The following is a 26,437-nucleotide window of genomic DNA, read 5'->3' on the forward strand; positions in this document are numbered from 1 at the left end:
TTCCTCTCAGCGCGATACACTTCAATCATAATAGTCCACGGAAGGGAAAGTCATGACCGAACCTGCCGACCTCGTAGCCGAGATCGAAGCGCTGGAAAACAAGCTGCAAGAGGCCAAGGCCTCGATCACCCGCCGCTTCATCGGGCAGGAGAGGGTCGTGGACCTGACGCTGACCGCACTTTTGTGCGGCGGCCATGCCCTGTTGATCGGTCTGCCGGGTTTGGGCAAGACACGCTTGGTCGAGACTCTGTCGACGGTGATGGGCCTGCATGGCAGCCGCATTCAGTTCACGCCCGATCTGATGCCCGCCGATATTCTTGGTTCCGAGGTTCTGGACACTGCCGACGATGGCAGCCGCCATTTCCGGTTCATTCCCGGCCCGATCTTCTGTCAGTTGTTGATGGCGGATGAAATCAACCGGGCAAGCCCGCGGACACAATCGGCGCTGTTGCAGGCGATGCAGGAACGCACCGTTACCGTGGCAGGCGAGGACCGTTCATTGGGTACGCCCTTCCATGTGCTGGCAACGCAAAACCCGATTGAACAGGAAGGCACCTATCCGCTGCCCGAAGCGCAGCTTGACCGGTTCCTGGTACAGATCGATGTCGAATACCCCGACCGTCAGACCGAGCGGGATATTCTGCTGGCCACGACAGGGGTTGAAGAAGAGGACGCGCATCAGATTTTCAGCAAGGAAGAGTTGCTGGCCGCGCAGGTCCTGTTGCGTAGGATGCCGGTCGGAGAATCCGTCGTTGAGCTGATCCTTGATCTGGTGCGGGCCTTCCGCCCCGAAGAATCCGGTGTGTCCGAACGGGTTGCCGAAACCGTGGCCTGGGGCCCGGGCCCTCGTGCAGCGCAGGCGCTGATGATGACGGTGCGGGCGCGTGCCATGTTGCAGGGACGTCTGGCGCCAAATGCCGAGGATGTTCTGGACATGGCGCGCCCGGTGCTCAGCCATCGGATGGCACTGAACTTTGCGGCACGGGCGCGTGGCGACAGCCTTGCTGATCTGATCGACTCGACCGCTGTCGGGCTGATCCGGACCGAGGCCGCGGCGTGAATGCCGCGCTGACCCTTCGCGAAAGATCCGAAGCCGAGGCATCACGGCTGCCGCCCCTGTTGGCGCGGGCCGAGCATTTGGCAGGTACCGTTCTGCTGGGCGACCACGGTCGACGGCGGTCCGGCATGGGGGATGATTTCTGGCAATACCGTCCGGCCCAGATCGGCGACAGCCGTCGCATGATCGATCACCGCCGCTCGGCGCGGGGGGATCAGCAGTTTGTACGTGAGCGGGAATGGCAGATCGCGCAATCCGTGATGCTGTGGGTCGATCAGGGGGCTTCAATGCGGTTTGCATCCGACAAGACCCTGCCGACCAAAGCGGATCGCGCCCGGCTGTTGGGGCTGGCGACATCCATCCTTCTGGTGCGCGGTGGTGAACGTGTCGGCCTGACCGGCACCACCTTGCCGCCCCGGCGCGGCAATGCGCAGATCATCCGGCTGGCGCAGGCCTGGTCCGAGGATGATCAAGCGGATTACGCCCCGCCCGAACACCGCGCCATGATCCCTCATGCCCGCGCCGTGTTCATCTCGGATTTTCTGGGCCCCATGGATGAGGTTGAACTGGCCCTGACCAAAGCCGCCGACCGTGGCGTGCGCGGCGTGGTTCTGCAAGTACTGGATCCGGGTGAAGAGTCGTTTCCCTATCGCGGGCGCACCATCTTCGAAAGCGTCGGAGGGTCCGTCCGACACGAAACGCTCAAGGCTGCTGAGTTGCGGGATCGTTATCTGGAACGCCTCGCACGCCGCAAGGACGCGCTGACGCAGTTATGCCGAGCGACGGGCTGGCAACTGGGCCTGCATCACACGGGCGACAGCGCGCAAGCGGCTCTGTTGTGGCTTTATCGGGCCTTGGACGGGGGAACGCGATGACGGTTCTGGCGGGCATCGGCTTTACCGCGCCCTGGGTGTTGCTGGGTCTTCTGACCCTGCCGATCCTGTGGCTGATCCTGCGCGCTGTTCCGCCCGCACCGATCCGCCGCTTGTTCCCGGCGGTCACGCTGCTGCTGGGCCTGAAGGATGACGAAAGCGTATCCGACCGCACCCCGTGGTGGCTGCTGCTGCTGCGGATGCTGGCGGCGGCTGCGATCATCATCGGGCTGGCAGGGCCGGTTCTGAACCCGTCACGGGATGAAACCGGAACCGGGCCGCTGCTGCTGGTGCTGGATGCCAGTTGGGCCGGTGCCGCGCGCTGGCCGGCGACACTTGACCAAATCGACACCCAGCTGTCCGAAGCCGGGCGCGCGGGCCGCACGGTTGCGATTTTGCGCCTGACAGAGCCGGAAACACCTGTATTTCAGGCTGCGGAAGCGTGGCGCGGGCGTTTGCCGGGGCTGACCCCGAACCCCTGGCAGCCGAATGCGGATCAGATTGCTCAGACCATTGCCGCGTTGAACGCCGTTGACGGCAGGTTTGATACCCATTGGTTCAGTGACCGGCTGGGCTATGCAGACCACGCTGAGCTGGTGTCCAGCCTTCAGGCGCGCGGTGATGTGACGGTCTATCAGGCGGCGTCTCGGCCCGTTGCGATCCGGCCTGCGGCCTATCAGGACGGGCTGATCCAATTGACCGTTCAGCGCGCGGGCCCCGGCCCGGAAGACCGCGTGACGGTATTGGCGCAAGGCCGTGATCCGGCGGGCACGGCCCGGGTGCTGCATTCCGTTGAGCTGACCCTTGAAGCCGGCGAAACCACGGCGCAGGCCGATCTGGCACTGCCGTCGGAATTGCGCGCCCGGATCACGCGGTTTGAAATACAGGGCCAAAGGTCCGCCGGGGCCGTGACTTTGACCGATGACAGTCTGCGCCGGCGCGAGGTTGCGCTGATTGCCGGAACCCGCAACCGTGAAGGGCTGGAGCTGTTGTCACCCCTGCATTACCTGACGCAGGTCCTGGTCCCGACCGCGGATTTTGTCGATGGCGGCCTGCTTGAGGTTCTGCCCGCCAACCCGGATGTGATCGTCCTGTCGGACGTGGCGCAGATGTCGGAGCCGGAAGAGGCCGCTTTGATCGAATGGGTCGAACAGGGCGGGCTTCTGCTGCGTTTTGCCGGTCCGCGCATGGCGGCCAGCGATCTGGGCAGGGACACCGAAGACACCCTGTTGCCGGCGCGGCTGCGCAGCGGTGGACGATCCGTCGGCGGTGCGATGAGCTGGGGCGAAGCCAAGACGCTGGCTCCATTCCCCGAGAGCTCTCCGTTTTTTGGCCTGGATATCCCAAAGGACGTGGTTGTTTCGACCCAAGTCATGGCGCAACCAGACCCTAACTTGGCGGATCGCGTGATTGCTTCGCTGTCCGACGGAACTCCGTTGGTGACACGCAAGGCTTTGGGGCTTGGGCAGGTGGTGCTGTTTCACGTCACTGCGGATGCCGAATGGTCCAGCCTGCCGTTGTCGGGCCTGTTCGTCGAGATGCTAGATCGTTTGGCCGTGGCTTCGGCAGCCAAGTCGCGGCAAGAATCGCAACTGCAAGGCACCACGTGGGAGCCGGTTCAGATTATGGACGGGTTTGGCGCCCTGTCAGATGCCGGAACCCTGGCCGGTGTGGATGGCGTTCAGCTGATCTCGGGCCGGATCGGGCCAGATTTGCGTCCGGGTCTCTATGAAAGCGGAAAGCAGAAGCTGGCATTGAACGTGGTCTCGGAAGAAACCGAGCTGCGCCCGGTGACCTGGCCCGCCAATGTGCCGATCAAAGGGCAGGAGGTCAGCACGGAAACCCCGCTTGGTGGCCTGTTGCTCAGCCTCGCACTGATCTTGCTGACGGTTGACGTGATTGCCTCGCTGGCCTTGTCGGGCAGGCTGGGTCTGGCGCGAACGGCGGCTGCCGCGATGGCCGCTTTTCTGCTGGTGCCGGACGTACAGGCGCAGACGCCCGAAGATACCGAATTTGCCCTTGCCGCAACGCACGAGCTTGTGCTGGCGCATGTGCTGACCGGTGAGGCGCAGGTGGACGATATTGCCGAGGCCGGATTGCGGGGCTTGGCGCAAACCCTGTTCTTTCGCACCTCTGTCGAACCGGCGGACCCAATCGGCGTTGATCTGGAACGAGACGAACTGGCATTCTTTCCGCTTCTCTATTGGCCCATTACGCCGAACCAGCCGCAACCTTCGGCCGAGGCGTATATCAAACTGAACGCTTATTTGCGTTCGGGTGGGATGATCCTGTTTGATACGCGCGATGCGGATATTGCCGGTTTCGGCGCATCCAGTCCGAATGGCCGCAAGTTGCAGCAACTGGCCGGACCGCTGAATATCCCTGCATTAGAGCCGATTCCCCGCGATCACGTCCTGACCAGAACATTCTATTTGCTCCAGGATTTCCCGGGCCGCTATTCCGGCGCAGAAGTCTGGGTCGAAGCTGCACCCGGGGATGCAGAACAGATCGAAGGGATGCCTTTCCGAAACCTCAATGACAACGTGACACCGGTGGTAATCGGCGGCAATGACTGGGCCGGGGCCTGGGCCGTGGATCGCAACGGCCAGGCCCTTTTGCCTGTCGGTCGTGGGTATGCCGGGGAACGGCAACGCGAACTGGCCAATCGTTTTGGCGTCAATCTGGTGATGCACGTGCTGACCGGGAATTACAAATCCGATCAGGTCCACGTGCCCGCCCTTTTGGACAGGTTGGGACAATGACCGGAACCGTCATATTCGACCCTCTGATCCCGTGGCCGCTTTTGGCTGCTGTGGGGGCGATTGCCACTGTCGGAGTAGCTCTGGCCTTGTGGCGCGGTTTGTCGGGCTGGGCCTTGCGGGGATTGGCGGCCCTGGTTGTCATCGCGGCACTGTCCGGTCCGGTCTATCAAGTCGAGGACCGCGCGCCGCTGACGGATATCGTTTTGATGATCGAGGATGAAAGCGCCAGCCAGTCACTTTCGGACCGGGCCGAACAAACGGTGCAGGCCGCCGAAGATCTGGCCGCCGAGATCGAGGCGCGGGACAATACGGAACTGCGCCGCATTCGGGTCGGCGACGGTGACGGGGATGAGGGCACGCAGGTCATGGCCGCCCTGAATGAGGCCCTGGCCGAAGAACCGCGTGCGCGCATCGCAGGCATTCTGGTGGTATCGGACGGGATCGTGCACGATGCCGATCAGGCCCCGGAATTGCCGGCGCCGATGCATCTGCTGCAAACCGGGCGTGCGGACGACTGGGATCGCCGGCTTATCGTCCGAAATGCGCCTGCTTTTGCCATCATCGGTGAATCGGTGACTTTGACCCTGCGCGTTGAAGACAGCGGAGCAGCCCCTGCGGGTGCCGCGACAGCGCCGTTGGAGATTTCCGTGGATGGTGGTGAGCCTCAGCAACTGAGTATTCCAATCGGTCGGGATGTCGAACTGCCTGTCACCCTGCCTCATGGCGGGCGCAACGTGATCCAGTTTTCCGTGCCCCTGGCCGAAGGCGAGTTGACCGACCGCAACAACACCGCGCTGATCCAGATGAACGGCGTTCGGGATCGCCTGCGCGTTCTGCTGGTCTCGGGTGAACCTCATCCGGGTGGGCGCACATGGCGCAACCTGCTGAAATCCGACAGCTCGGTCGATCTGGTGCATTTCACCATCCTGCGCCCGCCCGAGAAGCAAGACGGCGTGCCGGTGGACGAATTGTCTTTGATCGCCTTCCCGACCCGCGAGTTGTTTCTGGAAAAGATCAACGATTTCGATCTGATCATATTCGACCGCTACAAGCGGCGCGGCATCCTGCCTGCGATCTATCTGGACAACGTCACCAGTTATATCAATGACGGCGGCGCGGTTCTGATTGCGGCCGGTCCCGATTTCGCCGGAGCTGACAGCATTTTCCGGTCGCCGCTGGCACCGATCCTGCCGGCTCAACCCTCTGCGCGTGTCTTCGAGGAACGCTATGTTCCGAAGGTCAGCGACTTGGGTCAGCGCCATCCGGTGACAACAAATCTTGGCGATTCCGAGGATTGGGGGGCCTGGTTGCGCCAGATCGATGTGAACCATCGCTCGGGCGAGGTTCTGATGACAGGCATTGACGAACGCCCCCTGCTGGTTCTGGACCGAGTTGGAGAAGGGCGTGTTGCAATGCTGGCTTCGGACCACGCCTGGCTGTGGAGCCGTGGCTTTGAAGGCGGCGGCCCGCAACTGGAGCTTTTGCGCAGGTTGGCCCATTGGATGATGAAGGAACCCGAACTCGAGGAAGAGGCGCTGTGGGCCGAAGCCAACGGCCAATCCATGCGCATCATTCGACAGACGCTTGGGGATGATGTGGGTCCGGTGACTGTGACGCGCCCGAACGGCGAAACGCTGGAAATCACCTTGCAAGAGGTCTCTCCGGGGCGGTTCGAAGCGCAATACTATGGGCCCGAAATTGGTCTTTACCGTTTGCAGGAAGGTGACCACATGGCCGTGATCGGGCTTGGTCCCGCCGCGCCGAAGGAGTTTGAACGCACCATCGCAACGGGGGATGTTCTTGAACCGGTTCTGGCCGGCATGCGGGGCGGCGTGATCCGGGTGGAAGATGGGTTGCCGTCGATCCGCAACGTGCGCGCCGGGCGCCCGGCGGCTGGTCGGGGCTGGATCGGTCTGACCCCGCGCGATGCCTACGAGACTCGGGATGTTACCCAGGCGGGTCTGCTGCCACCTTGGCTGGTATTGCTGTTGGCAGGAGGTTTCCTGTTGGGCGGTTGGCTGCGCGAGGGTCGGCGCTAATCGATCCTGATTGACGCCCTGTCGGATTGACCTTGCGCATCCACCACGACAAGTGAGGTGAAGCCGGTCCCCGGATTGGGGATTTCGAACTCTCGTCGCCGCTGCCCGGTCAGCACCGGCACGCCATCCGCCAGTACGGAAAACGGCCCGACGCCGCCACGCAGTTTGACCGTCAGAGGTGCTCCTGACGTCTCTAACACGGCGTTATCGGGCGGGAACAGCAGGTCCGGCGCGGAAGGATCATCCTTGAAAGCTGTCGTGCGGGGGCGAAATCGCTGCAACGGTTGAGGCAATTGGGCCGCGCCGACAAGCAAGGTCGAAGGCGGCGGTGGGCGCAGGGGCGTGAGGTCGGGTTTAAACAGGTTGAAAGCCTCGGCCAACAGGGGTGCGGCAAGGTCGCCCCCGAATGCACCGGGAACAGGCGTTCCATCGGCGCGGCCCAGCCAGACCCCTATGACGTGCTGCCCGTCAAAGCCGATGGCCCAGGCATCGCGGTGGCCATAAGACGTGCCAGTCTTGTAGGCCAGCGACCCTGTTGCACCGCCTGCCGGTGGCGCAAGCCCGGCCAGAATGTCCGAAACCTGCCATGCCGAGGTTTCCGACAGAACGCGCCGGGTGCGCTGGGCGTCTGCCAGAACGTCATGATGCAGGATCGGGCCTGTACCGCCAGCTGCCAGAGTGGTGTAAACCTGTACCAGATCGTGCAGGCTCAACCCCACGCCACCCAAAGAAATCGCCAATCCGGGTGTTGCGCCATTCAGACGTGGCTCTGACCCGGCCAACCGCAAAGCCGTCATCAACCGAGCGGGCCCCAGCTCATTCGTCAGGCGCACTACGGGGATGTTCAGCGACAGCTGTAGGGCGTCCCGCACCCGGACATCGCCACGGAAGGCGCCGTCGAAATTGCGCGGTGCGTATCGGCTAAACATCACGGGGCTGTCGCTGATCAGGGTCTCGGGATGGGCCAGCCCCTGATCGAAGGCCAGCCCGTAGACCAGAGGTTTCAGGGTCGATCCGGGCGACCTTACGGCTCGGGTCATATCCACGAACCCCTGACGGGCATCTTGGTACCCGGCAGATCCAACCGATGCCAGAACCTCGCCGCTGCGATGGTCGGCCACGATCAGAGCCCCGGAAACGCGTGGTCCGACGCGGTTGGCGGTCTGTGCCACCAAGGTTTCCAACCGGGCCTGCAATCCGGCATCCAGTGTCAGATCGAAGGCCTGGATTGCGGGTGCTTGCCGCCTCACGCGGTCAGTCAGATGGGGTGCAAAGCGCGGAAACGGATTCATCCGATCCGGAAGGGGGTCGGTCATGGCCGCACGCGCTTGGGCATCGGTCAGGACGGTGTGGCGCACCAGCCTGTTCAGAACCCGGTCGCGGGCCTGTCGGGCAGCCTCGGGCTTGCGATCCGGGCGCCGGGCCTCGGGGGATTGCGGCAACGCAACCAACAGGGCGCTTTGCGCGGGGGTCAGCCGCGTGGCGTCCTTTCCAAACCACGCGCGGGCGCCGGCACGGAGCCCTTCCAGATTGCCACCATAGGGGGCATGGGTCAGATAAAGGTTCAGGATTTGCTGTTTGCTCAGACGCCGCTCCAACGCCAATGCGACTCTGATCTGGCGAAATTTTCCGCTCCAGCGCCCGGTTGGGCCATCTTCGATCAACCGCGCCACCTGCATGGTCAGGGTGGACCCGCCCGACACGTTACGCCCGTTCCACAGGCTTTGCCCGGCAGCCCGCAGCATCGCGATGAGGTCCACTCCGGCGTGGGTCCAGAACCGTTTATCCTCGTACCGGATCAGCATCGCGATGAAATCCGGGTCAACTGCGCCGGGCCGCAGCCTCCAGATGCCATCCTCGACTGGAAACGCCCGCAAAAGCTCGCCATTCCGGCCCCGCATCTCGACCGAAGTTTCAGCCAGAACGGAAGGCAGCGTCGTGGCATCGACCCAGCGGTCAACACCATCCCGTGCCAGTGCCGTCAGATAGAGTGCTCCGGCCAGCGCAAACAAGAGCTTCGTCCGCCTAGGCATGTCGACCGCCCAAACAAGGGTATGGCGCAAGGCCGGTCACTGGATCTCGACCTGTCCGGTAGATGTCCGCGCCCGGTTCCGCGGGCGGTACATGTCCTCGACCGAGGCCGCCGGATGATGGAAGACGCCAGGTTTCACGGCGCGCGCCACGTAGGCCAGCGTCACGGTTTCACGACCGGATAAATCAACGGCGGCCAGGAATCGGTCCGAGCGGAACTCGGTATGGGTGGCGTCGGACAGATCCAGCCAGTCCAGCGATCGGACATCGCCCGAGCGCAGCAGGCTTGGGTTATCAATCTCGATCCCGGCGGCCAGTGGATCGTTCACCATCAGCCGCGCGCCGCCGTTTTCGAACGGTGTTATTTGCAATACGGTGACGAACCGATCACCCACGGCAAAGCTGTCTGAATCGATCAGATCACCATCCATCGAGTAATACCGCCGTTCGATTGCATAGCCGGTGCCGCCTGCCTCGGGAGGAACCTCAGGGATGCCTGTGACCGTCAAGGTGATATCCGTCGCCTGATCGTCGGCGGCCGTGACGTTGATCTCGTCCGCCTGTCCGGATTGCAGAACTTTCACGAACGGACCGGAAACCGGCGCCCCGTTGACCATCAAGCCCGATCCCGTTGGGTCAGACACAAGCGCGTGCGCCGCCAGCAATGACCACGTGGCCTCCTGAGTGGACAGCGGCGTGCGGCCCGTGCTCACCCATTGGATCAAAGCATCGCGGTCAATCGCCTCGCTGCCCGCGTCCACTGCAAGGCTCAACAAGCCCGCTGCATCCCGCAGGTGGGTGCCGTAGTCAGCGCGCCAGACGTTCTGTTGCTGGTTCTGTTGCCGATCCAGCATCCGCGCGGCACGGTTGAACATCGCATCCGCGCGGGTCTGGTCGCCGTAAGAGGCCAGAGCTGCGCCCAGTTGCGCCGCCGCCAGAGGGGTGTCGAAGGCATCCCCTTTGACATCCGCGTAATAGCGCAGATCGCCCATCGAGGCCGCGCCTTCCCGCGCAAGAACCATCAGGGCATAGGCGATGTCCTGACCGCCTTCGTCGAAATCAGGCGCGTAATTGACCCTGTTCCGAAGATTATCCATCGCCTGAGCAAACGCCCGGTCCGGCACGGGATGCCCCTGAATGCGGGCACGGGACAGGAAATCGGTCACATAGGCGTCCAGCCAGAAATCCCCGCTGTCTGCGCGCCACAGGCCAAAGGCGCCGTTTGCGGCCTGACGGGTCAGGATACTGCGGATCGAATCGGCGATGCGTTGATCCACAACCGGGCCATCCCCCAGCCCCGTGGCTTGCGCAACGGATGACAGGTACAGCAACGGCAGCGCTTTGCTGGTGATCTGTTCGGTGCAGCCATAGGGGTAATGGTTCAGCTGATCCAGCAGACCGGGCGTGTCGAATTTGGCCAACGCTCCGGTGGACAGGATGGCCTTGGCTGAACCCGGCTGGAACCCGTCAAACACATCCTGCGAAAACAGGAAGCTATCGCCTGCGCCCAAGGCAAAACGCCGCGTCTGTGCAATCACCGGATCATTGGCCCGCACCGGCATTCGCAGGGTTTGCGACAGGTCCCGTCCATCAGGTGTGGTGATCGATACGCTGATTTCAGGATCGCCGATGGCGCTGGCCGTGATCGGGATCTCGAAAACTGCCTTGCCACCGTCCTCCAGCACAAAGCTGGCCGGTGCCGCGCTCAGTTCCAAACCATCGGAGGCGGTCAGGCCAAGTGCCATTTCTCCGGATGTGCCATCCGCATGGACGATCTCAAGACGCATCCGGCTTTGATCGCCCGGGGCAAGGAAGCGCGGAAGGCTGGCGGTGACGACAACCGGGTCGCGGACGATGATTTCAGCTTCGGCCTGGCCGACGGCTTTGTGCGACCACGCGACGGCCATCAGGCGGACGGTTCCGTTGAAAGCGGGAAGGGGAATGTCGATCTCAACCTCACCATCCGCGCCGATCTCGACCGGGCCACTGAACACGGCCATCAGGTCTTGCGTCGGCGGCGGAGACTGGCGACGCATCCCGCTGTCATTGTCGCCGCCCGAGCGCACGGTGCCCATGGCTCCGGTCATGCCGTCGATCAGTCGCCCGTAGACATCCCGCAGATCAACGCCCAGACGGCGCTGCCCGAAATAGTATCCTTGCGGGTCCGGGCTTTCGAACCCTGTGAGGTTCAGAATGCCCACGTCGACAGCGGCCAGCGTCAGCCAGACCGGTTCGTCGTCCACGGTGTTTTCGACCCTGATACGGGCTTTTTGCGTCTGACGTGGTGCGGTGACCTCGGGCACATCGACAGTTACGGAGAGTTTGTGTTCCTCTGGATCGATGCTGGCATGGGCCACACCCATTGCCCGCGCCGGGTTCTGACCGGCTGCAACATCCATTGGGCGGATCACGGTTGCGGTGACATAAGCCCCGGCGCCCCAATCCTGGGTCACCTCAATCGGGATCAGAGTTTCCCCTTCGGGCACCCCCACGATCTGGCGGTGGATCAGACGGTTCGAAAGGACTTCGATCTGAGCGACACCGGCCATGCGGGGCACGATCCGCAACTGCGCCGTATCCCCGATGTGATAGCTGCCGCGATCCAACGACATTTCAAGCCGGTCCGGCGTGGTCGATGCATCGGCGGCCTGATACCAGCCCGCATAGAAATCGACGGCGGTTTCGGAATATGTTCCGTCAACTCGCTGCACCACCAGTTCATAGCGCCCCCATTCCACCGGTTGGGTCAGCATCAGAGGGTCAGAGGAGACGTCTACCTCGCCGGTGGCGACACGGCTGCGGCGCGTTGTCGGTTCCCAGTTCCAGTCGCCGTGAAGCTGGTACCACTGATAGCGCGTTTCTATCTTGTTCAGCGTCCAGCGGAGACGCATAGGAATGGGCGTCAGCTCAGGAGACAGGCCAACGATCTCGAACGCAGCCTCGGTGCCTTCCGGGATGACTTCGTCGAACAGGGGTTTGACACCAATAACAGGGTGCGGCGGCAGGACGGGCGCGGTCAGGCGACGCTCGACCGGGCGGCCCGAGCCATCCGCCAGCCGGGCGACGATTTCGGCCTCGATTGGCTTTCCTTCAGTCTCTAACACGGGGATTTTGACCGCCATGGTCGCGTGCCCGGTTGCGTCTGTGCGCGTGTCTCCGAAATATGTGCTCTTGATCGAGGTTTCTGCATCATAGCGGCCAAAGCGATACCCGTCGTAGCCCGGGACCGTGTCCGCCGGGCGGGCGATGACCTGCCCGTCAATGCTCAGGTCCGACCCCGGCGCTCCAAACAGATAGCGCGCGTCGATCGCGAGCGGTGGACTGTCGCCGGGGCGCAAGGGTGCGTCGGGCAGGGTCAGTTCGAAATCGATACGCTCGGGCAGGAAATCCTCGACAAGAACGGTCTGACGCGCCAGCGCATCGCCCTTGGGATCGGATATGATTTCAATCTTCCATGCGCCGCGCGGTACGTCTGCGGCCACGGGCAGGGCAAAGACATGGCCCCCGGCAACACCGCCATCCGAGACAGACCGGCGGTATTCCACCCCGTCCGGGCGATACAGGATCGCCGTCAGAGGCAGGCCCTCGATGGCCTGCGCCTTGCCATCGCGGGACAGGGCGGTGACATGGATCACTTCGCCGGCCCTATAGGCACCTCGGTCGGTGGTCAGGAAGACATCGACCGGCCCCGCCGGTGCGCGCCCTTCAACGCTGCGATCCGACAGGTCAAAGGCAGGATCGGTCAGCGAGAGAAAGCTGAAATCCCTATCATCGATTGCCGCCGTCACCAGAGCAGGCGCGTTGGCCCCTTTGCCGCGTGTCAGGCCCGGATCGAACCTAACATAGCCGGTTTCATCGGTCTGTGCCGATGCGATGACAGCATTCGCCCCAGTGACCAGCGAAACTTCGACACCTTCGCGCGGTGTCGCGTCGCTTAGCCCGCGCACGGTCACGTGCAGCCCGTCAGTGCCCAGGGCGGTGCTGATCCCCAGATCAGAAAGCACAAACCATTGCGTTGCGCCGGGATCGTCATAGGGATCGGCCCCCGGAACGCGGGCGGTCAATGCATAGATACCCGCAGGTTGATCCGAGATCGCTTCGGCCATGGGAAGACGTGCCGTCATGGTCTGGTTCAACTGGTTTGAAACCTCGGCAGTACCCGTCCAGATGTCCTGGGCAATCTGGTCCGAGAATTCTTCCTCCTGCCATTCGCTGAGCGGGCGGCCGAAAAAGTCCTGTTGCACGGCCCGCAACAGGTTCCGGTCGCTGACCCGCCGCAGTGTCAGGTCAAGTTCGGTGACATTGACAGTTTCGACGGGCAAGGCCGCGTCGGCAGATTTCGGAAGGACATAGCTGCGCCCGGGAAACCGAACCGAAGGCGTCCGGTCGCGTACATAATGGATCAGTTCGATGCTGCGATTCAGTGCTTCGCCCGAGGCGGCAGGCAAGCCTTCGCGCAATGTCAGGCGATAACGCTGGCCATGCGCGACCCCATCGATGCAAAGCTGGCTGTCCTCGGCCTGCACGACCAGCCCGTCGGCGTCACGTTGAACGAAGGGATCATAGTCGACCCCGGCCTTGACCAGCGATTCCGAGAATTCGAAACAGATCCTGGGGGCTGCCGCATCGCTTTCGACCGAGCTGTCGACCACGCGGAAACCGTATTTGCCGATGGCTTTGTCCAATGCGGTCAGCACGTCTTCACGCGGCTGCACCTGCTCGGCCAGTTGAAGAACGGGAATCATGTCGCGCCCGCGCTCAACCTCTTCCAGGGCGTCCGCAAGGGTCATCAGGGCAGCGATCTGGGTGCCGGGGGTTTCGGCGCGCAGATAGCCATTGATCGCCGCATTCAGCGCGCGGTTGCGCAGGTCGCGCCGCTCGTTCCAACCCGAAGGGTTCATGGCCAGCAGCAGGCGCGCATATTCCACCCAAAGATCCGCGCTGTCGCTGAGCGATACGGCCACACCGGTCCACTGCATCGCTTGTGCGACACTGCCCGTGTCGCGCGCCGCATCCAGAACGGCCTGAAGGTCATACCCCCCTGCCGGGTGCAGGAATCCCAGATCGCGGGCTTGTTTTCTTGCGTGCACCAGATCGTCAGAACTCAGGACGCTCAGTGCTTTTGCGCGCGTTTTTCCCAAGGTTAGGGTCTGTTCGCTGCTTGGCACCTTTTGCGCGGACAATGCGCCTTGATACGCCTCTTGTCGGTTCACGCCACTTTTGGGAAAGCAGGCATCGGATCGGGTGTTGTAGGTGAACGCCGTACATTGCGCGTTGGCCGAGCAGGCCTGAATACAGGACTTCAGATCGGTGTCGAACAACGGATCCAGATCCGACCCGTAAAAATCCGTATCCCGAGAGGTGACATAGCGGAACTCGGGCACCGCACTCTGCGCCAGAACGGCAGCGGGAAGGATCAGAAGGAAAACTAAGTAAGTTATTGAAATAAAAACAAAGCGGTGCATCGTGCTCTCCTCTTTGCGCTCAACCTTGCATGGCGCGCGCCTGTAGCGCAACGGCTTAAAGAGTTTTTCATTCCCTGTCGCGATGCTGAGATCCGAACGTCCCGGAATCGATCAAAATGAGTCTTGCAAACAAACTGGCACAGGAACGGCGTGCGCGTCTGGCAGCCGAACGAATGCTTGCCTTGAAACAGGCCGAACTTTCGGCCGCCAATCGCAAACTGGGCCAACACGCCATGGCGTTGACCAGGCGCATTGGTGAAACTCAGGCCGAAGTCGAAACCGTTCGTGGCGAAAACGAAAAGGTCAAATCCGATCTCACCGTCGCTCATGCCAAGATCGAGATTGCCGAACGCCGCCTTTGGCATTCGATCCAGACGATTCAGGACGGGTTTGCATTCTTTGACGGCGACAGCAGGCTCATCAGCGCAAACGCTGCGTATCTCAGCGTGTTTGAAGGGCTGGATGAGGTGGCGCCAGGGATTTCCTACCAGCGCATTCTGCAATTGCTGACCACCGAAGGAATTGTCGATACCGGTGACGAAACTGCCGAGGAATGGCAGGCCAGAATGCAGGCACGCTGGAATCGGGCCAATCCACCTCCGATCGTCATGCAATTGTGGAACGGTCACTACATCCGCCTGATCGATCAGCGTGGCAGCGGCGGTGACGTGGTCAGCCTGGCGCTCAACATCACCGCGTCGGTCCGGCACGAAACAGAACTGAAGGCTGCCCGCGAACGGGCGGAAGCAGCCAACAGGGCCAAATCAGCATTTCTCGCCAATATGAGCCACGAAATCCGCACGCCGATGAATGGTATCGTGGGTATGGCCGAACTGCTTGATGAATCTCCGCTGGACGAAGAACAGCGGCTCTATGTCAACACCATCCGCAATTCGGGTGAGGCATTGTTGGTTATCATCAACGACGTGCTTGATTACTCCAAGATCGAGGCGGACAAATTGGTTTTGCACCCTGAACCCTTCGATCTGGAGCGCTGCATTCTTGAAGTCGCAATGCTGTTGCAGCCAAGCGTGCGCGACAAGGGGCTCACGTTGCTTGTGGATTACGACCTGTTCCTGCCCACCCTTTTCGTGGGCGATCCGGGCCGAATACGGCAGGTTCTGACCAATCTGGTCGGCAACGCAGTCAAATTCACCACGGAAGGGCATGTCCTGGTCCGTGTGACAGGCGTTCCGCATGCTCAGGCTCAGACATGCGACATCCATGTTGCCATCGAAGATACCGGCATCGGTATCGATGCGGACAAGATCAACCACGTTTTTGGTGAGTTCAATCAGGTCGAAGATGAACGCAATCGTCAATTTGAAGGTACCGGGTTGGGTCTTGCGATCACCAGGCGCCTGATCACCATGATGGGCGGTTCAGTCTGGGTCGAAAGCGAACCGGGTCGGGGATCCTGTTTCGGGTTCAGGGTGTCGCTGCCCACGGCAGAAGGCCCACAGCCCGAGCCTCCGAAACTGGCGGATTGCGTGAAACACGTCATGGTGGTCGAGGATCTGGCCGTAAACCGGGCCATTCTGGCGAAACAACTTGGCCGTTTGGGGGCCGAAGTGACGGTTTGCGCATCAGGGGCCGAGGCGCTGGCAGAAATGCATGACGCGATTGAACTTGTCCTGTGCGATCATGATCTGCCGGATATGGATGGCTTGGATCTTGCCGTCACCCTCAAAGACCGTGGGTGGGGCGACGCCTCGGTCATCGTGATGTCTGCAAATCCATCTCTGATCCACACGCACCCAGCCCGTGAACTGATCGACGGTGTGTTGCAAAAACCGATCCCCAGGGCCGAGTTGTATTCCAGGCTCTTGGCTCTCAAGGACATCCCGCCGCCAGAACGTCGTTCGACGCAGCGAAAACCCGTCTCTGACGGCCGAGAAACCAAGGTCTTGGAAACAAGGCGCATGAAGGTACTTGCGGCCGAGGACAATCTTACCAACCAGCTGATCCTTAAAAAGATGGTCAAAGACCTGCATATAGATCTGCGATTTGCGCCCAATGGAATAGAAGCCGTCGAGATCTTTCAGGAATTTGACCCGGACTTGATCTTCATGGACATATCGATGCCAAAAATGGACGGCAAACAGGCCACTGCTGAAATCCGCAGGCTTGAGGTCGAAACAGGGCGTCATGTCCCGATCGTCGCCTTGACGGCTCATGCAATGGCCGGTGACGATCAGGGCATCCTGTCCGCGGGGTTGGATCACTACATGACGAAACCGCTGCGCAAAAACCACATTCATCAAATGATCCTGCAACACCAACCGGATGGCGTAAGCGAAGTCATGGACAATCACCTCGCCCAGAAGCATGCACCCATGTGTGACCGCAAACAGGATCCCACTTCATCTGGCTGAAAATATCCCGGGGAGCGCGAGGGGCTGGCCCCTCGCCCGGACCCACGGCCCAAAACCGTGGAAGGAAGTATCGATCAGGCTGTCAGGGTCTCAGGCCGAATAAGGTCGAACAAAGACAGGTTTATCCTTTTCCGACAGGTCAGCACGATACGCGTAACCGCCCGTATCGAAATCCAGCAAGGCATCGGGGTCGGTCAGGCGGTGGTGAATGACATATCGCGCCATTGCACCACGCGCCTTTTTGGCAAAGAAACTCACGATTTTCGGAGTGCCGTTTTTGTCTTCCATGAACACTGGCGAGATGACGCGCAATTTCAGCGCGTTCGGGTCCACGGCGCCGAAATACTCCTGACTGGCGCAGTTGATCAGAACGTCGCTGCCGATCATGTTGCCTTGTGCGTTCAGAGCTTTGCTCAGCTGGTCGCGCCAAAACTCATAAAGGTTTTTGCCGCGCCGTGTTTTCAGCTTGCTGCCCATCTCCAGCCTGTAGGGCTGTATCGCATCGAGTGGCCGCAAGACACCATAGAGACCTGAGAGGATGCGCAGATGATCCTGTGCCCATGCCAGTTCGTCAGGATCGAGCGAAGCTGCTTCCAGACCCTGATAGGTGTCCCCCGCAAAGGCCAGCGCGGCAGGGCGCGTTGCATCAGCGTCTGGCATGTCGGAAAAAGCACGATAGCGATCGCGGTTCAGGCGCGCCAGATCATCGCTCAGACCCATCAGCTTTTTCAGATCGCCAAGGGTCAGATTGCGTGCGGTTTTGGATAGTCTGATCGCATCATCCTGAAAATCGGGTTGTGTGACTTCAACATCCCGCTCTGTCCAGTCCAGCCGTTTGGCCGGGGAAATCACCACCAGCATACCTGCCCTCTTTCCTTACCTGTCCCGGTGTATCTAGCCCGCCTCACGCAGCACGTCCAGAAAGGCGGTGCCAAACCTTTCGTGACGCCGGTCGCCCAGCACCTGTTCAAGCCCGCGCAGGTCATCCGGGCGCATCTGTGCCACCTTTGCCAGTTGCGAGGCCGAGCAGGTCAGAGGCTTGTCTATCCCGTCGGGACCGCGGGACAATTGGGACTGTACTTCCAGCAAGCGGTCATAGATGTCGCCCTGATCGCGACCGGCCAGCTTGCGCCGCGCCGGGTGCAACGCCCGGGCCTCGCCCGCGATCACTTCAAGGAAGGTGTCGCCATACCGTTCCAGCTTCTTGGCGCCGACGCCGCCGATCCGGGCCATCTCGTCCAGCGTCATGGGGCGTTTTTCCGCCATTTCGATCAGGGTGCGATCCGGAAAAATGACATAGGCAGGGACCCGGGCGGATTCTGCCAAAGCGCGTCTTTTGGCCTTGAGAGCCGACAGCAAAGGCGCATCTTCATCGGACACCATGGCTTTCACGGCGGGGCGACGGGTTGCCTTGCGCAGGGCGTCCTTGCGCAGGTTGATCTTTGCCTCGCCCTTGAGAATAGGTTTGGCGGCCTCGGTCATACGCAAGGCCCCGTGGCGTTCGGGGTCGGGGCGCACCAGATCGTGCCCCATCATCTGGCGGAATATCGCCTGCCATTGCACGCGCGACCAGTCCTTGCCGATGCCCCAGGTGGACAGGCCATCATGACGACGGGCGCGGATCTTGTCGGTCTCGTTCCCCAGAAGGATGTCGATCAGATGACCGCTGCCAAACCATTCCTCGGTGCGAAGAATCGCGGACAAGGCCATTCGGACGGGTGTTGTGCCATCAAATACTTCGGGCGGTGTATCGCACAGGTCGCATTTGCCGCAGGGTGCGGCCTGTTCCCCGAAATAGCCCAGCAGGGTCTGGCGGCGGCAGTGCAGCGCCTCGGCCAACCCCAGCAGCGCGTTCAACCGCGCATGATCCGCCATGCGGCGTTCGGGTGGCGCCAGCCCCTCGTCAATCTGGGATCGCCGCAAACGTATATCGTCGGGGCCGAACAGAGTCAGGGTCTCAGCCGGCCCGCCGTCGCGCCCGGCGCGGCCGATTTCCTGGTAATAGGCCTCGATGGATTTCGGCAGGTCCGCATGGGCGACCCAGCGAATGTCGGGCTTGTCGATGCCCATGCCGAAGGCCACGGTGGCCACCACGATCAGCCCGTCCTCGCGCGCGAAGCGGGTTTCGACGATGCGGCGGTCCTCGGCCTCCATCCCGCCGTGATAGTGGCAGGCGCTGTGGCCCTGTTCGCGCAGCGCCTGCGCCAGAATTTCGGTCTTGTTGCGGGTGCCGCAATAGATGATGCCCGACTGGCCCCGGCGGGCGTCGGCGAAATCCAGGATCTGCCTGCGCGGGCCGTCCTTGGCGGCAAAGGCCAGGTGGATGTTCGGCCGGTCGAAGCCACGCAGGAACTTGCGCGGCGGCGTGCCGTCGAACAGTTTCTCGACGATTTCGTCCTGGGTTTCCGCATCCGCCGTGGCAGTGAAGGCGGCCAAGGGCAGGTTCAGCGCGCGCCGCAGCTCTCCGATCCGTAAATAATCAGGGCGGAAATCATGGCCCCACTGGCTGACGCAATGGGCCTCGTCCACCGCGATCAGGCTGACATTGATCCGCCGCAACATGCCCAGCGCCGACCCGGCGGCCAGCCGTTCAGGCGCCATGTAAAGCAGTTTCAGCCGCCCGTCCTCGAGAGCCTCCCACACGGCATCTGTTTCCTCGGGGGTGTTGCCCGAGGTCAGCGCACCGGCCTCGACCCCGGCTTCTTGCAGCCCCCGCACCTGATCGCGCATCAGGGCGATCAGCGGCGAGATCACCACTGTCACCCCGTCGCGCAGCAGGGCAGGCAGTTGATAACACAGGGATTTGCCGCCGCCCGTGGGCATGATGGCCAGCACGTTCTGGCCGGCGGTTACGGCATCGACGATCTCTTCCTGCCCGGGGCGGAATTCATCGAATCCAAAGACATCTCGCAGCAGAGGCGCGGCGTCGAACATGTGCGGGGGTGCCCTGTTTCAAGATTTGACTGCTCTTGAACGGACAATCACACAGTCGGAATCGGGGAACAAGAGGTCAGTAGAAATAGACCGCGTTGTTGATCAGGATGATCCGCAGCGCATAGACCCCGATCAGCACCACCAGCGGCGTCAGGTCCAGACCGCCCATGTTGGGCAGGATACGCCGGATCGGGCCATAAATAGGCTCTAACAGGCGGTTCAGCCCGTACCAGATTTGCGCGACCAGCTGTTGGTGCAGGTTGAGCACCTGAAAGTTGATCAGCCAGCTCATGATCACATGGGCCAGGATGATGAACCAGACAATGTCCAGGATCAGCAGCAGGATTTGGATCAGCGACAGCATGGGTTCTCCGTATTCTAGTTGGCCGAGACCTAAGCACCATAGCGACAAAGAGCAAGTGTCTGGCACTCAACGCTTGCGATTTGAATTAAAGCCCAGTCATATAATCGCAACGATAAACAGGGGCAGAGATGGCAGAAATATCCAAGCGCAGGCGCATCTGGGGCTGGTGGTTCTTTGACTGGGCCAGCCAGCCCTATCATACCCTTCTGGTCACCTTTGTCTTTGGCCCCTACTTCGCAGGCGTCGCCGCCGGGTATTTCACTAATGAAGGGCTGGATGCGCAGGCGGCTGCGGCGCGCGCGCAGACTGTTTGGGCGAACTGTCTGACGATCACCGGGTTGATCATCGCTTTTGGCGCGCCGCTGCTGGGGGCGATGGCGGATGTTTCGGGGCGGCGTATCCCGTGGATATTTGCCTTTTCGGTCATGTATGCGGTCGGGTCTGCGGCGCTTTGGTATACGATGCCCGATGGCTCGAACATGTGGTTAATGCTGTCGGCTTTTGGTTTCGGCTTCGTAGGTGCGGAATATGCGCTGATCTTCATCAACTCGCAGCTACCCGATCTGGGCGATGACAGCGAAGTGGGCGAGATCTCGGGCTCTGGCTTTGCCTTTGGCTATTTTGGAGGGCTGATTTCGCTGGCGATCATGCTGGCGCTGTTTGTGGAACAGCCAAACGGCAAAACCCTGATCGGGATGGTGCCCGCCTTTGGTCTGGATGCCGCCACCCGGGAAGGCACGCGTTTTGTCGGCCCATTTACGGCAATCTGGTTCATTCTGTTCATGGTGCCGTACTTCCTTTGGGTCCGCGAAGATGCGGCGACAGACAGGAAAGGAAGCGTGGGTGAGGCGCTGCGCCTGTTGTCGAAATCAGTGTCTAACTTGCGCTATCGCGTCAGTCTGGCCAGTTACCTCGGTTCGTCCATGTTCTATCGCGACGCACTTAACGGGCTGTACAGTTTTGGTGGTGTCTATGCGCGGCTGGTGTTGGAATGGGATCTGATCAAGATCGGAGTATTCGGGATCGTCAGCGTTCTCGCTTCGGCCGTTTTTGCGTGGATCGGGGGGAAGGCAGACAAGAAATACGGCCCGAAACCAGTGATATTGGTGGCGATCTGGGTATTGATTTTTGTCTGCGTCACAGTGGTGTCGATGGACCGGACGCAGATCTACGGCATCGGCCTGCCTGACGGATCCAACCTGCCTGACCTGGTCTTCTTTGGCTGTGGTGTGCTGATCGGTGGCATGGGAGGCATTCTGCAATCGGCCAGCCGTTCGATGATGGTGCGCCACACCGACCCCGAAACCCCGGTCGAAAGCTTTGGTCTTTATGGTCTGTCGGGGCGCGCGACCGCTTTTGCGGCCCCGTTGTTGATCGGGATTGCAACAACCGCAACCGGCAGTGCGCGTCTAGGGGTGTCACCAATCATTCTGTTGTTTATTCTGGGTCTATTCCTGATGCGCTGGGTCAGACCTGAAGGGGATCAGAGCAGATGATTTTACTACGTTTTTTGGCACTATTGGTAATAACCGCGCTGGCGAATACGGCATCAGCGCAGCCCTTGGCAAAGCAGTTGTTCGGGGCACAGAAGGTAAGCTCGCAACAAAAAGCAGCGGCGTTCGGCAGTTATTCGCGCGGATGTGCGGCCGGATCGGTTCAATTGCCCGAGACCGGGCCCACGTGGCAGGCAATGCGGCTGTCGCGCAATCGCAACTGGGGGCACCCCGAAGCGATCGATTACGTGCAGGACCTCAGCCGGTTTGCAGCGAAACAGCCGGGTTGGAACGGTCTCTATATCGGGGATATCAGCCAGCCGCGGGGCGGGCCAATGACTTCGGGCCACCGCTCGCACCAGCTGGGGTTGGATATCGATATCTGGATGCTTCCGGGTGACAACATGCGCCTGTCGCGCAAGGCGCGCGAGAATATTTCGTCCATATCGCTGCGCCGCTCGAACGGTGCCTATGTCAACAGCAACTGGACCAAACAGCACCACGCGGTACTGCGCGAAGCCGCCAAGGACAAGCGCGTGGCACGTATCTTCGTTTTCCCCGGGGCTAAGGTTCAGATGTGCAACGATGAAAAAGGCAACCGGGCCTACCTGCGCAAGATCAGGCCCTGGTGGGGGCATCACTACCACTTTCACGTACGCCTGAAATGCCCAAGAGGATCAAAGGGATGCGTCAACCAGGATGCACCACCCAAGGGCGATGGCTGTGCCGAGGCGCAACAATGGGTGCGTAACATCCTGAACCCGCCGCCGCCCGATCCGAACGCGCCGCCGCCCAAGAAACGCCGGGAATATGTGCTGGCCGATTTGCCGAAACAATGCGCCTCAGTCTTGCAATCCAAGTAGGTGCGGCACTGTTTCTGGCCACGGCGGCCCCTGGAGTGGATGTAAAAACCGCCACACATCAAAGCAGTTTTGCATGGCGTGACAAGGCGGATTGGTTCGGTGGATTCTCGGCGCTGCTCATTTCGGACAATGGGCAGCAGATGATGGCGCTGAGCGACCGGGCACGGTTGGTGACGGCGCGCATTGACCGTCTTGATGGCGAGATCACCGGCATTCGCATTCTGGGGCAATGGCCGGTTCTGTCCAGCAACGGGCATCTTATGTCCGGCGGCGTTGGCGATTCCGAGGGGATTGCGGCGGCTCCTGACGGTGGATTCTATATCTCATTCGAAGGGGTGCACCGCGTCGCCCATTACCCCGCACCGGGCACGAAGGCGCGTGTATTGCCACGCCCGCAGGCATTTCAGCATCTCGCCGACAACGGGTCCTTTGAAGGTCTGGCCATCGACAGGCGCGGGCGGCTGTATACGCTGCCGGAAACGAACCGCACCTCGGACGGAGATATTCCCGTCTATCGCTGGAATGGCCAAACCTGGTCGACCCCATTTGTTCTGCCCCAGCGTGGTTGGTTCAAACCGGTTGCCGCTGATTTCGGTCCTGATGGGCGGTTCTACGTGTTGGAGCGAAACCTCACGGCAATCGGATTTCGCTCGCGCCTGCGGCGATGGGATCTGACAGGCGACGTGCCAAACGCCGAGGAAACCCTGTTCGAAACCGGAACCGGCGCGCATGACAACCTCGAAGGCTTGTCGATCTGGCGGGATGATCGGGGACGTTTGCGGGCCACGATGATCTCGGATGACAACTTTCTGGCACTGCAACGGACCGAGTTGGTCGAGTATCTGCTGCCCGATTGACACGCGGCAGATGAAGGTCTAAACGCACAGCCTGCCTTGGGACGGTCCCTTGGCCAAGTCGCCGCTACCTTGTCAAAACGGGCATCAAAAAATGCAACGCAACTTTATTCCCGGCATTCTTGCCATGGCCGCCATCGTCGTGGCCTCGAACATCCTGGTCCAGTTCCTGATCTTTGACGGGCTGTTGACCTGGGGTGCCTTCACCTATCCGCTGGCCTTTCTGGTCACCGACATCATGAACCGCGTCTATGGCGTGGGCCCGGCCCGCAAGGTCGTGTTCGCCGGCTTCGTAACCGGCGTGATCTGCTCGCTGATCGGCAGCCAGATCATGCTGCAGGGCGACGGCTTCACCTACGCCGCCGTGCCGTTGCGCATCGCCGTGGCTTCGGGAACCGCGTTCCTGATCGCGCAGCTGACCGACGTCACCGTGTTCAACGCCATGCGTGAAGGCCGCTGGTGGCGCGCGCCGCTGGTGTCCACACTGGTCGGGTCGGCGCTGGATACAGCGATCTTCTTCACAATCGCGTTCTCGGCTTCGGTGACCGTCTTCGGCGCCGATGCGGATGCGGCCATCAACTGGGCGTGGGAGCCCGTGCCCTTCATGCTGTCAGGCCCCGAGGCGCCCCTGTGGGTGACGCTGGCCTTTGCCGACTGGCTGGTGAAGCTGTCGCTGGCCCTGGTCGCGCTGATCCCCTTCAAGGTGATCGTCGCGCGCCTGACCGCACGGCCCGCGTAAAAAAACGCTTTGAGAGTGGCACAAGTTGTGTCACCATCCTTTTCAACCGCAACAGATAGAAAAGGAGGTGATCCAGTGTCGAGAAAGAGATTGGAGAGAGGTGTCGGAACAACCGGGGGGACCGCCTGCTAGGGCAGCCCTTGGCCGAGCGTATGCTCCGGCTGGTCGATTGATCTAACCGACCCGACCTCCTGAACTTTCGAAGGGCCGTCCCACCGGGGCGGCCCTTTCTGTTTTTAACCGCTCCAGCTATGGTCTTGCCCATGTTGCGCATCTCTGACGAAATCACTCTGCAAGACTGGGAAATGACCGAGAGCTTCATGCGTTCCTCCGGTCCAGGTGGGCAGAATGTGAACAAGGTCTCGACCGCCGTTGAACTGCGCTTCGAAGCCGCGCGCTCACCCTCGCTGCCCGATCCGGTCAAGGCGCGGCTGAAACGGCTGGCCGGGCGCCGATGGACCAAGGATGGCGCGATCATCATTCAATGCGAAGAAACACGTTCCCAAGCCCGCAACAGGGAAATTGCGCGAACAAGGCTGGCCGAGCTGATCGGCAAGGCGCTGGTCAAACCCAAGCGGCGCATCGCGACGAAACCCACCTATGGTTCGGTCAAACGCAGGCTTGCGGCGAAAAAGGCGCGGGGCGACGTCAAGGCGCTGCGCGGCAAGGTGTCCGAAGATTGATCTGGCATCTCGTCCGGGCGTTGATAGTCTGGCCTGCAAAAGGTGCAGGAGAGTAACACCATGAGGCTGGAGGGAAAAACCGCAATCGTCACTGGCGGTGCATCCGGGTTTGGTGCTGGGATCGTAAGGAAGTTCCTGGCCGAAGGCGCGCGTGTCATGATCGCTGACATCAATGGCGATGCTGCGCATGAACTCGCAACCCGGCTTGGGTCCGAGGCGGTTGCCCAGCAGGTCGATGTAGGCGAGGGCGCTTCGGTTCAAAAGATGGCGGATGCGGCTTTCTCAACCTTCGGCCATCTGGACATCCTTGTGAACAACGCCGGTGTGACCCACCTGCCAACGCCGCTGGAGGAGGTCAGCGAAGCGGATTTCGACCGCGTTTTCAACGTGAACATGAAATCCGTCTATCTGACCGCCCGCGCATTGGTTCCACCCATGAAGGCGCGCGGGGCGGGTTCAATACTGAATGTTGCTTCAACCGCGGGCCTGTCACCGCGCCCGAACCTGAACTGGTACAACGCTTCCAAGGGCTGGATGATCACCGCAACCAAAACGATGGCGGTCGAGCTCGCCCCGTCCGGCGTGCGGGTGAACGCGATCTGCCCGGTTGCCGGGGAAACGCCGCTATTGAAATCCTTCATGGGCGAGGATACGCCCGAAATCCGTGCCAAATTCCTGTCGACCATCCCGTTGGGCCGCTTCTCAACCCCCGAAGATATGGCCAATGCCGCCTGTTTCCTGTGTTCGGACGAGGCCAGCATGATCACCGGCGCCGCGCTCGAGGTGGACGGAGGCCGATGCATCTGACCCGCTCTTCATCTGGCCAAAAATATCCCCGCCGGAGGCAGCGCGCGCCAGCGCGCTTTCCCGCTCAACCGCCGAGCCTTGCATGATCCCCGGACCCAGAAACCTGATCACGGATGTCCCCGGCCTGAAGGTCGGCAACGCACAGAACGCAACTTTGAAATCAGGCGTCACCGTCCTGACCGGCGCGCAACCACTCCGAGCCTCGGTGCATGTGATGGGTGGCGCTCCCGGCACGCGCGAGACAGATTTGCTGGCCGCCGACAAGACCGTTGAAAAGGTGGATGCGATCGTGCTTTCGGGCGGGTCGGCCTTCGGGCTGGATGCCTGTTCGGGTGTCATGGACGCGCTGCATGCCCAAGGCCGCGGGTTTCAGGTGGGTTCCGCCGTGGTGCCGATCGTGCCCGGGGCGATCCTGTTCGACCTGCTGAATGGCGGCGACAAGGCGTGGCACGAGAATCCCTATCGCGCATTGGGCCGCGCGGCGTTCGAATCCGCGTCGGACCGGTTCGAACTCGGAACTGCAGGTGCAGGAACCGGGGCTTTGACCGCGATGCACAAAGGCGGGTTGGGTTCGGCCTCGGTTGTTTTGGACAGTGGTGTTACCGTTGGCGCATTGGTCGCGGTCAATCCGCTGGGCAGTGTCACCACGCCGGGTGACAGGCATTTCTGGGCAGCCCCCTTTGAAGTGGGCGGCGAATTTGGCGGGTTTGGGCCTGATTCCAATGCCGGACTTGGCCAACCAACGGTCAGTCGCAAGGCGCAGGTGATGCAGTCCGCGAACCCGGACAAGGCCAATACCACGATTGCCATCGTTGCGACGGATGCGGCCCTGACCAAACCGCAATGTCAGAGACTGGCCGTTGCCGCCCATGACGGTATTGCCCGCGCCATTGTACCCGCCCACACGCCGGGGGATGGTGATCTGGTATTCGGGGTCAGCACGGGCGCGCGGGGTGTCGCCACCGACACCGAACCAGGTGTCATCGGGCATGCGGCCTCGCTGTGCCTGGCGCGAGCTATTGCGCGCGCCGTGTATCTTGCGACTCCGGCCGCGGGCGATCTGTTGCCTTGCTGGTCCGAGGTACATGACAAAAGTTAA

17 protein-coding genes are annotated in these 26,437 nt (G+C 61.5%); 12 read left to right on the plus strand and 5 right to left on the minus strand.

What is annotated here, in order from left to right:
- Positions 1–52 precede the first annotated feature (52 nt).
- Genes GOW56_RS17460 through GOW56_RS17475 form a run of 4 tightly spaced genes read left to right on the plus strand, consistent with a single transcriptional unit; the run spans position 53 to position 6,730 of the window.
- Positions 53–1,060 (plus strand): MoxR family ATPase, encoded by a 1,008-nt coding sequence (locus GOW56_RS17460; RefSeq protein WP_171206674.1) that lies wholly within the window; start codon positions 53–55, stop codon positions 1,058–1,060.
- Complete coding sequence (locus GOW56_RS17465) at positions 1,057–1,932, plus strand: DUF58 domain-containing protein (RefSeq protein WP_170346772.1); 876 nt, start codon at positions 1,057–1,059, stop codon at positions 1,930–1,932. Before GOW56_RS17460 ends, GOW56_RS17465 begins: the two co-directional genes overlap by 4 nt.
- Positions 1,929–4,691 carry a DUF4159 domain-containing protein gene (locus GOW56_RS17470; RefSeq protein ID WP_171206675.1) on the plus strand — a complete coding sequence of 921 codons (2,763 nt, stop codon included), beginning with the start codon at positions 1,929–1,931 and terminating at the stop codon, positions 4,689–4,691. The genes GOW56_RS17465 and GOW56_RS17470 overlap by 4 nt, the downstream gene beginning before the upstream one ends.
- A complete protein-coding gene (locus tag GOW56_RS17475; protein WP_171206676.1) occupies positions 4,688–6,730 on the plus strand; it encodes a hypothetical protein in 2,043 nt (680 codons plus the stop codon). Before GOW56_RS17470 ends, GOW56_RS17475 begins: the two co-directional genes overlap by 4 nt.
- Here GOW56_RS17475 and pbpC read toward each other — a convergent pair.
- Together pbpC and GOW56_RS17485 are read right to left on the minus strand one after the other, a co-directional pair.
- Positions 6,727–8,763, minus strand: a complete 2,037-nt coding sequence (pbpC, locus tag GOW56_RS17480) for a penicillin-binding protein 1C (protein ID WP_171206677.1) — start codon at positions 8,761–8,763, stop codon at positions 6,727–6,729. The two genes, GOW56_RS17475 and pbpC, sit on opposite strands and share 4 nt — an antisense overlap.
- Positions 8,764–8,799: 36 nt before the next feature.
- Positions 8,800–14,226 (minus strand): alpha-2-macroglobulin family protein, encoded by a 5,427-nt coding sequence (locus GOW56_RS17485; RefSeq protein ID WP_171206678.1) that lies wholly within the window; start codon positions 14,224–14,226, stop codon positions 8,800–8,802.
- Between the two features lie 116 nt (positions 14,227–14,342).
- Between GOW56_RS17485 and GOW56_RS17490 the strand changes: the two genes are divergently transcribed.
- The gene (locus tag GOW56_RS17490; protein WP_171206679.1) at positions 14,343–16,601 is read left to right on the plus strand and encodes a response regulator; all 2,259 of its coding nucleotides are present in this window, start codon (positions 14,343–14,345) and stop codon (positions 16,599–16,601) included.
- A gap of 90 nt (positions 16,602–16,691) precedes the next feature.
- Here GOW56_RS17490 and yaaA read toward each other — a convergent pair whose 3' ends face one another.
- The 3 genes from yaaA to GOW56_RS17505 all read right to left on the minus strand — a co-directional run bounded on the left by yaaA (position 16,692) and on the right by GOW56_RS17505 (position 19,899).
- Positions 16,692–17,462, minus strand: coding sequence for a peroxide stress protein YaaA (yaaA, locus tag GOW56_RS17495; RefSeq protein ID WP_171117049.1), 771 nt, complete (start codon positions 17,460–17,462; stop codon positions 16,692–16,694).
- Positions 17,463–17,495: 33 nt separating this feature from the next.
- Positions 17,496–19,535 carry a DNA helicase RecQ gene (recQ, locus tag GOW56_RS17500; protein WP_171206680.1) on the minus strand — a complete coding sequence of 680 codons (2,040 nt, stop codon included), beginning with the start codon at positions 19,533–19,535 and terminating at the stop codon, positions 17,496–17,498.
- A gap of 76 nt (positions 19,536–19,611) precedes the next feature.
- Positions 19,612–19,899 (minus strand): YggT family protein, encoded by a 288-nt coding sequence (locus GOW56_RS17505; protein WP_005980077.1) that lies wholly within the window; start codon positions 19,897–19,899, stop codon positions 19,612–19,614.
- A gap of 128 nt (positions 19,900–20,027) precedes the next feature.
- Between GOW56_RS17505 and GOW56_RS17510 the strand changes: the two genes are divergently transcribed.
- The 7 genes from GOW56_RS17510 (at position 20,028) to GOW56_RS17540 (ending at position 26,437) form a co-directional block, all read left to right on the plus strand.
- On the plus strand, positions 20,028–21,395 hold the full coding sequence (locus GOW56_RS17510; RefSeq protein ID WP_171117052.1) for an MFS transporter: 1,368 nt from the start codon (positions 20,028–20,030) through the stop codon (positions 21,393–21,395).
- On the plus strand, positions 21,392–22,255 hold the full coding sequence (mepA, locus tag GOW56_RS17515) for a penicillin-insensitive murein endopeptidase (RefSeq protein WP_171117055.1): 864 nt from the start codon (positions 21,392–21,394) through the stop codon (positions 22,253–22,255). The genes GOW56_RS17510 and mepA overlap by 4 nt, the downstream gene beginning before the upstream one ends.
- On the plus strand, positions 22,228–23,112 hold the full coding sequence (locus GOW56_RS17520) for an esterase-like activity of phytase family protein (protein WP_171117057.1): 885 nt from the start codon (positions 22,228–22,230) through the stop codon (positions 23,110–23,112). Before mepA ends, GOW56_RS17520 begins: the two co-directional genes overlap by 28 nt.
- A 91-nt stretch (positions 23,113–23,203) precedes the next feature.
- A complete protein-coding gene (locus GOW56_RS17525) occupies positions 23,204–23,848 on the plus strand; it encodes a queuosine precursor transporter (protein ID WP_171117059.1) in 645 nt (214 codons plus the stop codon).
- A gap of 263 nt (positions 23,849–24,111) precedes the next feature.
- On the plus strand, positions 24,112–24,531 hold the full coding sequence (arfB, locus tag GOW56_RS17530) for an alternative ribosome rescue aminoacyl-tRNA hydrolase ArfB (protein WP_152459452.1): 420 nt from the start codon (positions 24,112–24,114) through the stop codon (positions 24,529–24,531).
- Between the two features lie 60 nt (positions 24,532–24,591).
- The gene (locus GOW56_RS17535) at positions 24,592–25,338 is read left to right on the plus strand and encodes an SDR family oxidoreductase (RefSeq protein ID WP_171117063.1); all 747 of its coding nucleotides are present in this window, start codon (positions 24,592–24,594) and stop codon (positions 25,336–25,338) included.
- An 82-nt stretch (positions 25,339–25,420) separates the two neighbouring features.
- Positions 25,421–26,437 (plus strand): P1 family peptidase, encoded by a 1,017-nt coding sequence (locus GOW56_RS17540; protein ID WP_171206681.1) that lies wholly within the window; start codon positions 25,421–25,423, stop codon positions 26,435–26,437.

This window comes from Ruegeria sp. HKCCA0235A (assembly GCF_013033235.1).
Taxonomy (GTDB): domain Bacteria; phylum Pseudomonadota; class Alphaproteobacteria; order Rhodobacterales; family Rhodobacteraceae; genus Ruegeria.

Bases quoted from the DNA above. Each gene is read 5' to 3' on its own strand.
- GOW56_RS17460 (WP_171206674.1), top strand. From the start codon at position 53: ATGACCGAACCTGCCGACCTCGTAGCCGAGATCGAAGCGCTGGAAAAC.
- GOW56_RS17470 (WP_171206675.1), top strand. From the start codon at position 1,929: ATGACGGTTCTGGCGGGCATCGGCTTTACCGCGCCCTGGGTGTTGCTG.
- GOW56_RS17475 (WP_171206676.1), top strand. From the start codon at position 4,688: ATGACCGGAACCGTCATATTCGACCCTCTGATCCCGTGGCCGCTTTTG.
- pbpC (WP_171206677.1), bottom strand. From the start codon at position 8,763: ATGCCTAGGCGGACGAAGCTCTTGTTTGCGCTGGCCGGAGCACTCTAT.
- GOW56_RS17485 (WP_171206678.1), bottom strand. From the start codon at position 14,226: ATGCACCGCTTTGTTTTTATTTCAATAACTTACTTAGTTTTCCTTCTG.
- GOW56_RS17490 (WP_171206679.1), top strand. From the start codon at position 14,343: ATGAGTCTTGCAAACAAACTGGCACAGGAACGGCGTGCGCGTCTGGCA.
- yaaA (WP_171117049.1), bottom strand. From the start codon at position 17,462: ATGCTGGTGGTGATTTCCCCGGCCAAACGGCTGGACTGGACAGAGCGG.
- recQ (WP_171206680.1), bottom strand. From the start codon at position 19,535: ATGTTCGACGCCGCGCCTCTGCTGCGAGATGTCTTTGGATTCGATGAA.
- GOW56_RS17505 (WP_005980077.1), bottom strand. From the start codon at position 19,899: ATGCTGTCGCTGATCCAAATCCTGCTGCTGATCCTGGACATTGTCTGG.
- GOW56_RS17510 (WP_171117052.1), top strand. From the start codon at position 20,028: ATGGCAGAAATATCCAAGCGCAGGCGCATCTGGGGCTGGTGGTTCTTT.
- mepA (WP_171117055.1), top strand. From the start codon at position 21,392: ATGATTTTACTACGTTTTTTGGCACTATTGGTAATAACCGCGCTGGCG.
- GOW56_RS17520 (WP_171117057.1), top strand. From the start codon at position 22,228: ATGCGCCTCAGTCTTGCAATCCAAGTAGGTGCGGCACTGTTTCTGGCC.
- GOW56_RS17525 (WP_171117059.1), top strand. From the start codon at position 23,204: ATGCAACGCAACTTTATTCCCGGCATTCTTGCCATGGCCGCCATCGTC.
- arfB (WP_152459452.1), top strand. From the start codon at position 24,112: ATGTTGCGCATCTCTGACGAAATCACTCTGCAAGACTGGGAAATGACC.
- GOW56_RS17535 (WP_171117063.1), top strand. From the start codon at position 24,592: ATGAGGCTGGAGGGAAAAACCGCAATCGTCACTGGCGGTGCATCCGGG.
- GOW56_RS17540 (WP_171206681.1), top strand. From the start codon at position 25,421: ATGATCCCCGGACCCAGAAACCTGATCACGGATGTCCCCGGCCTGAAG.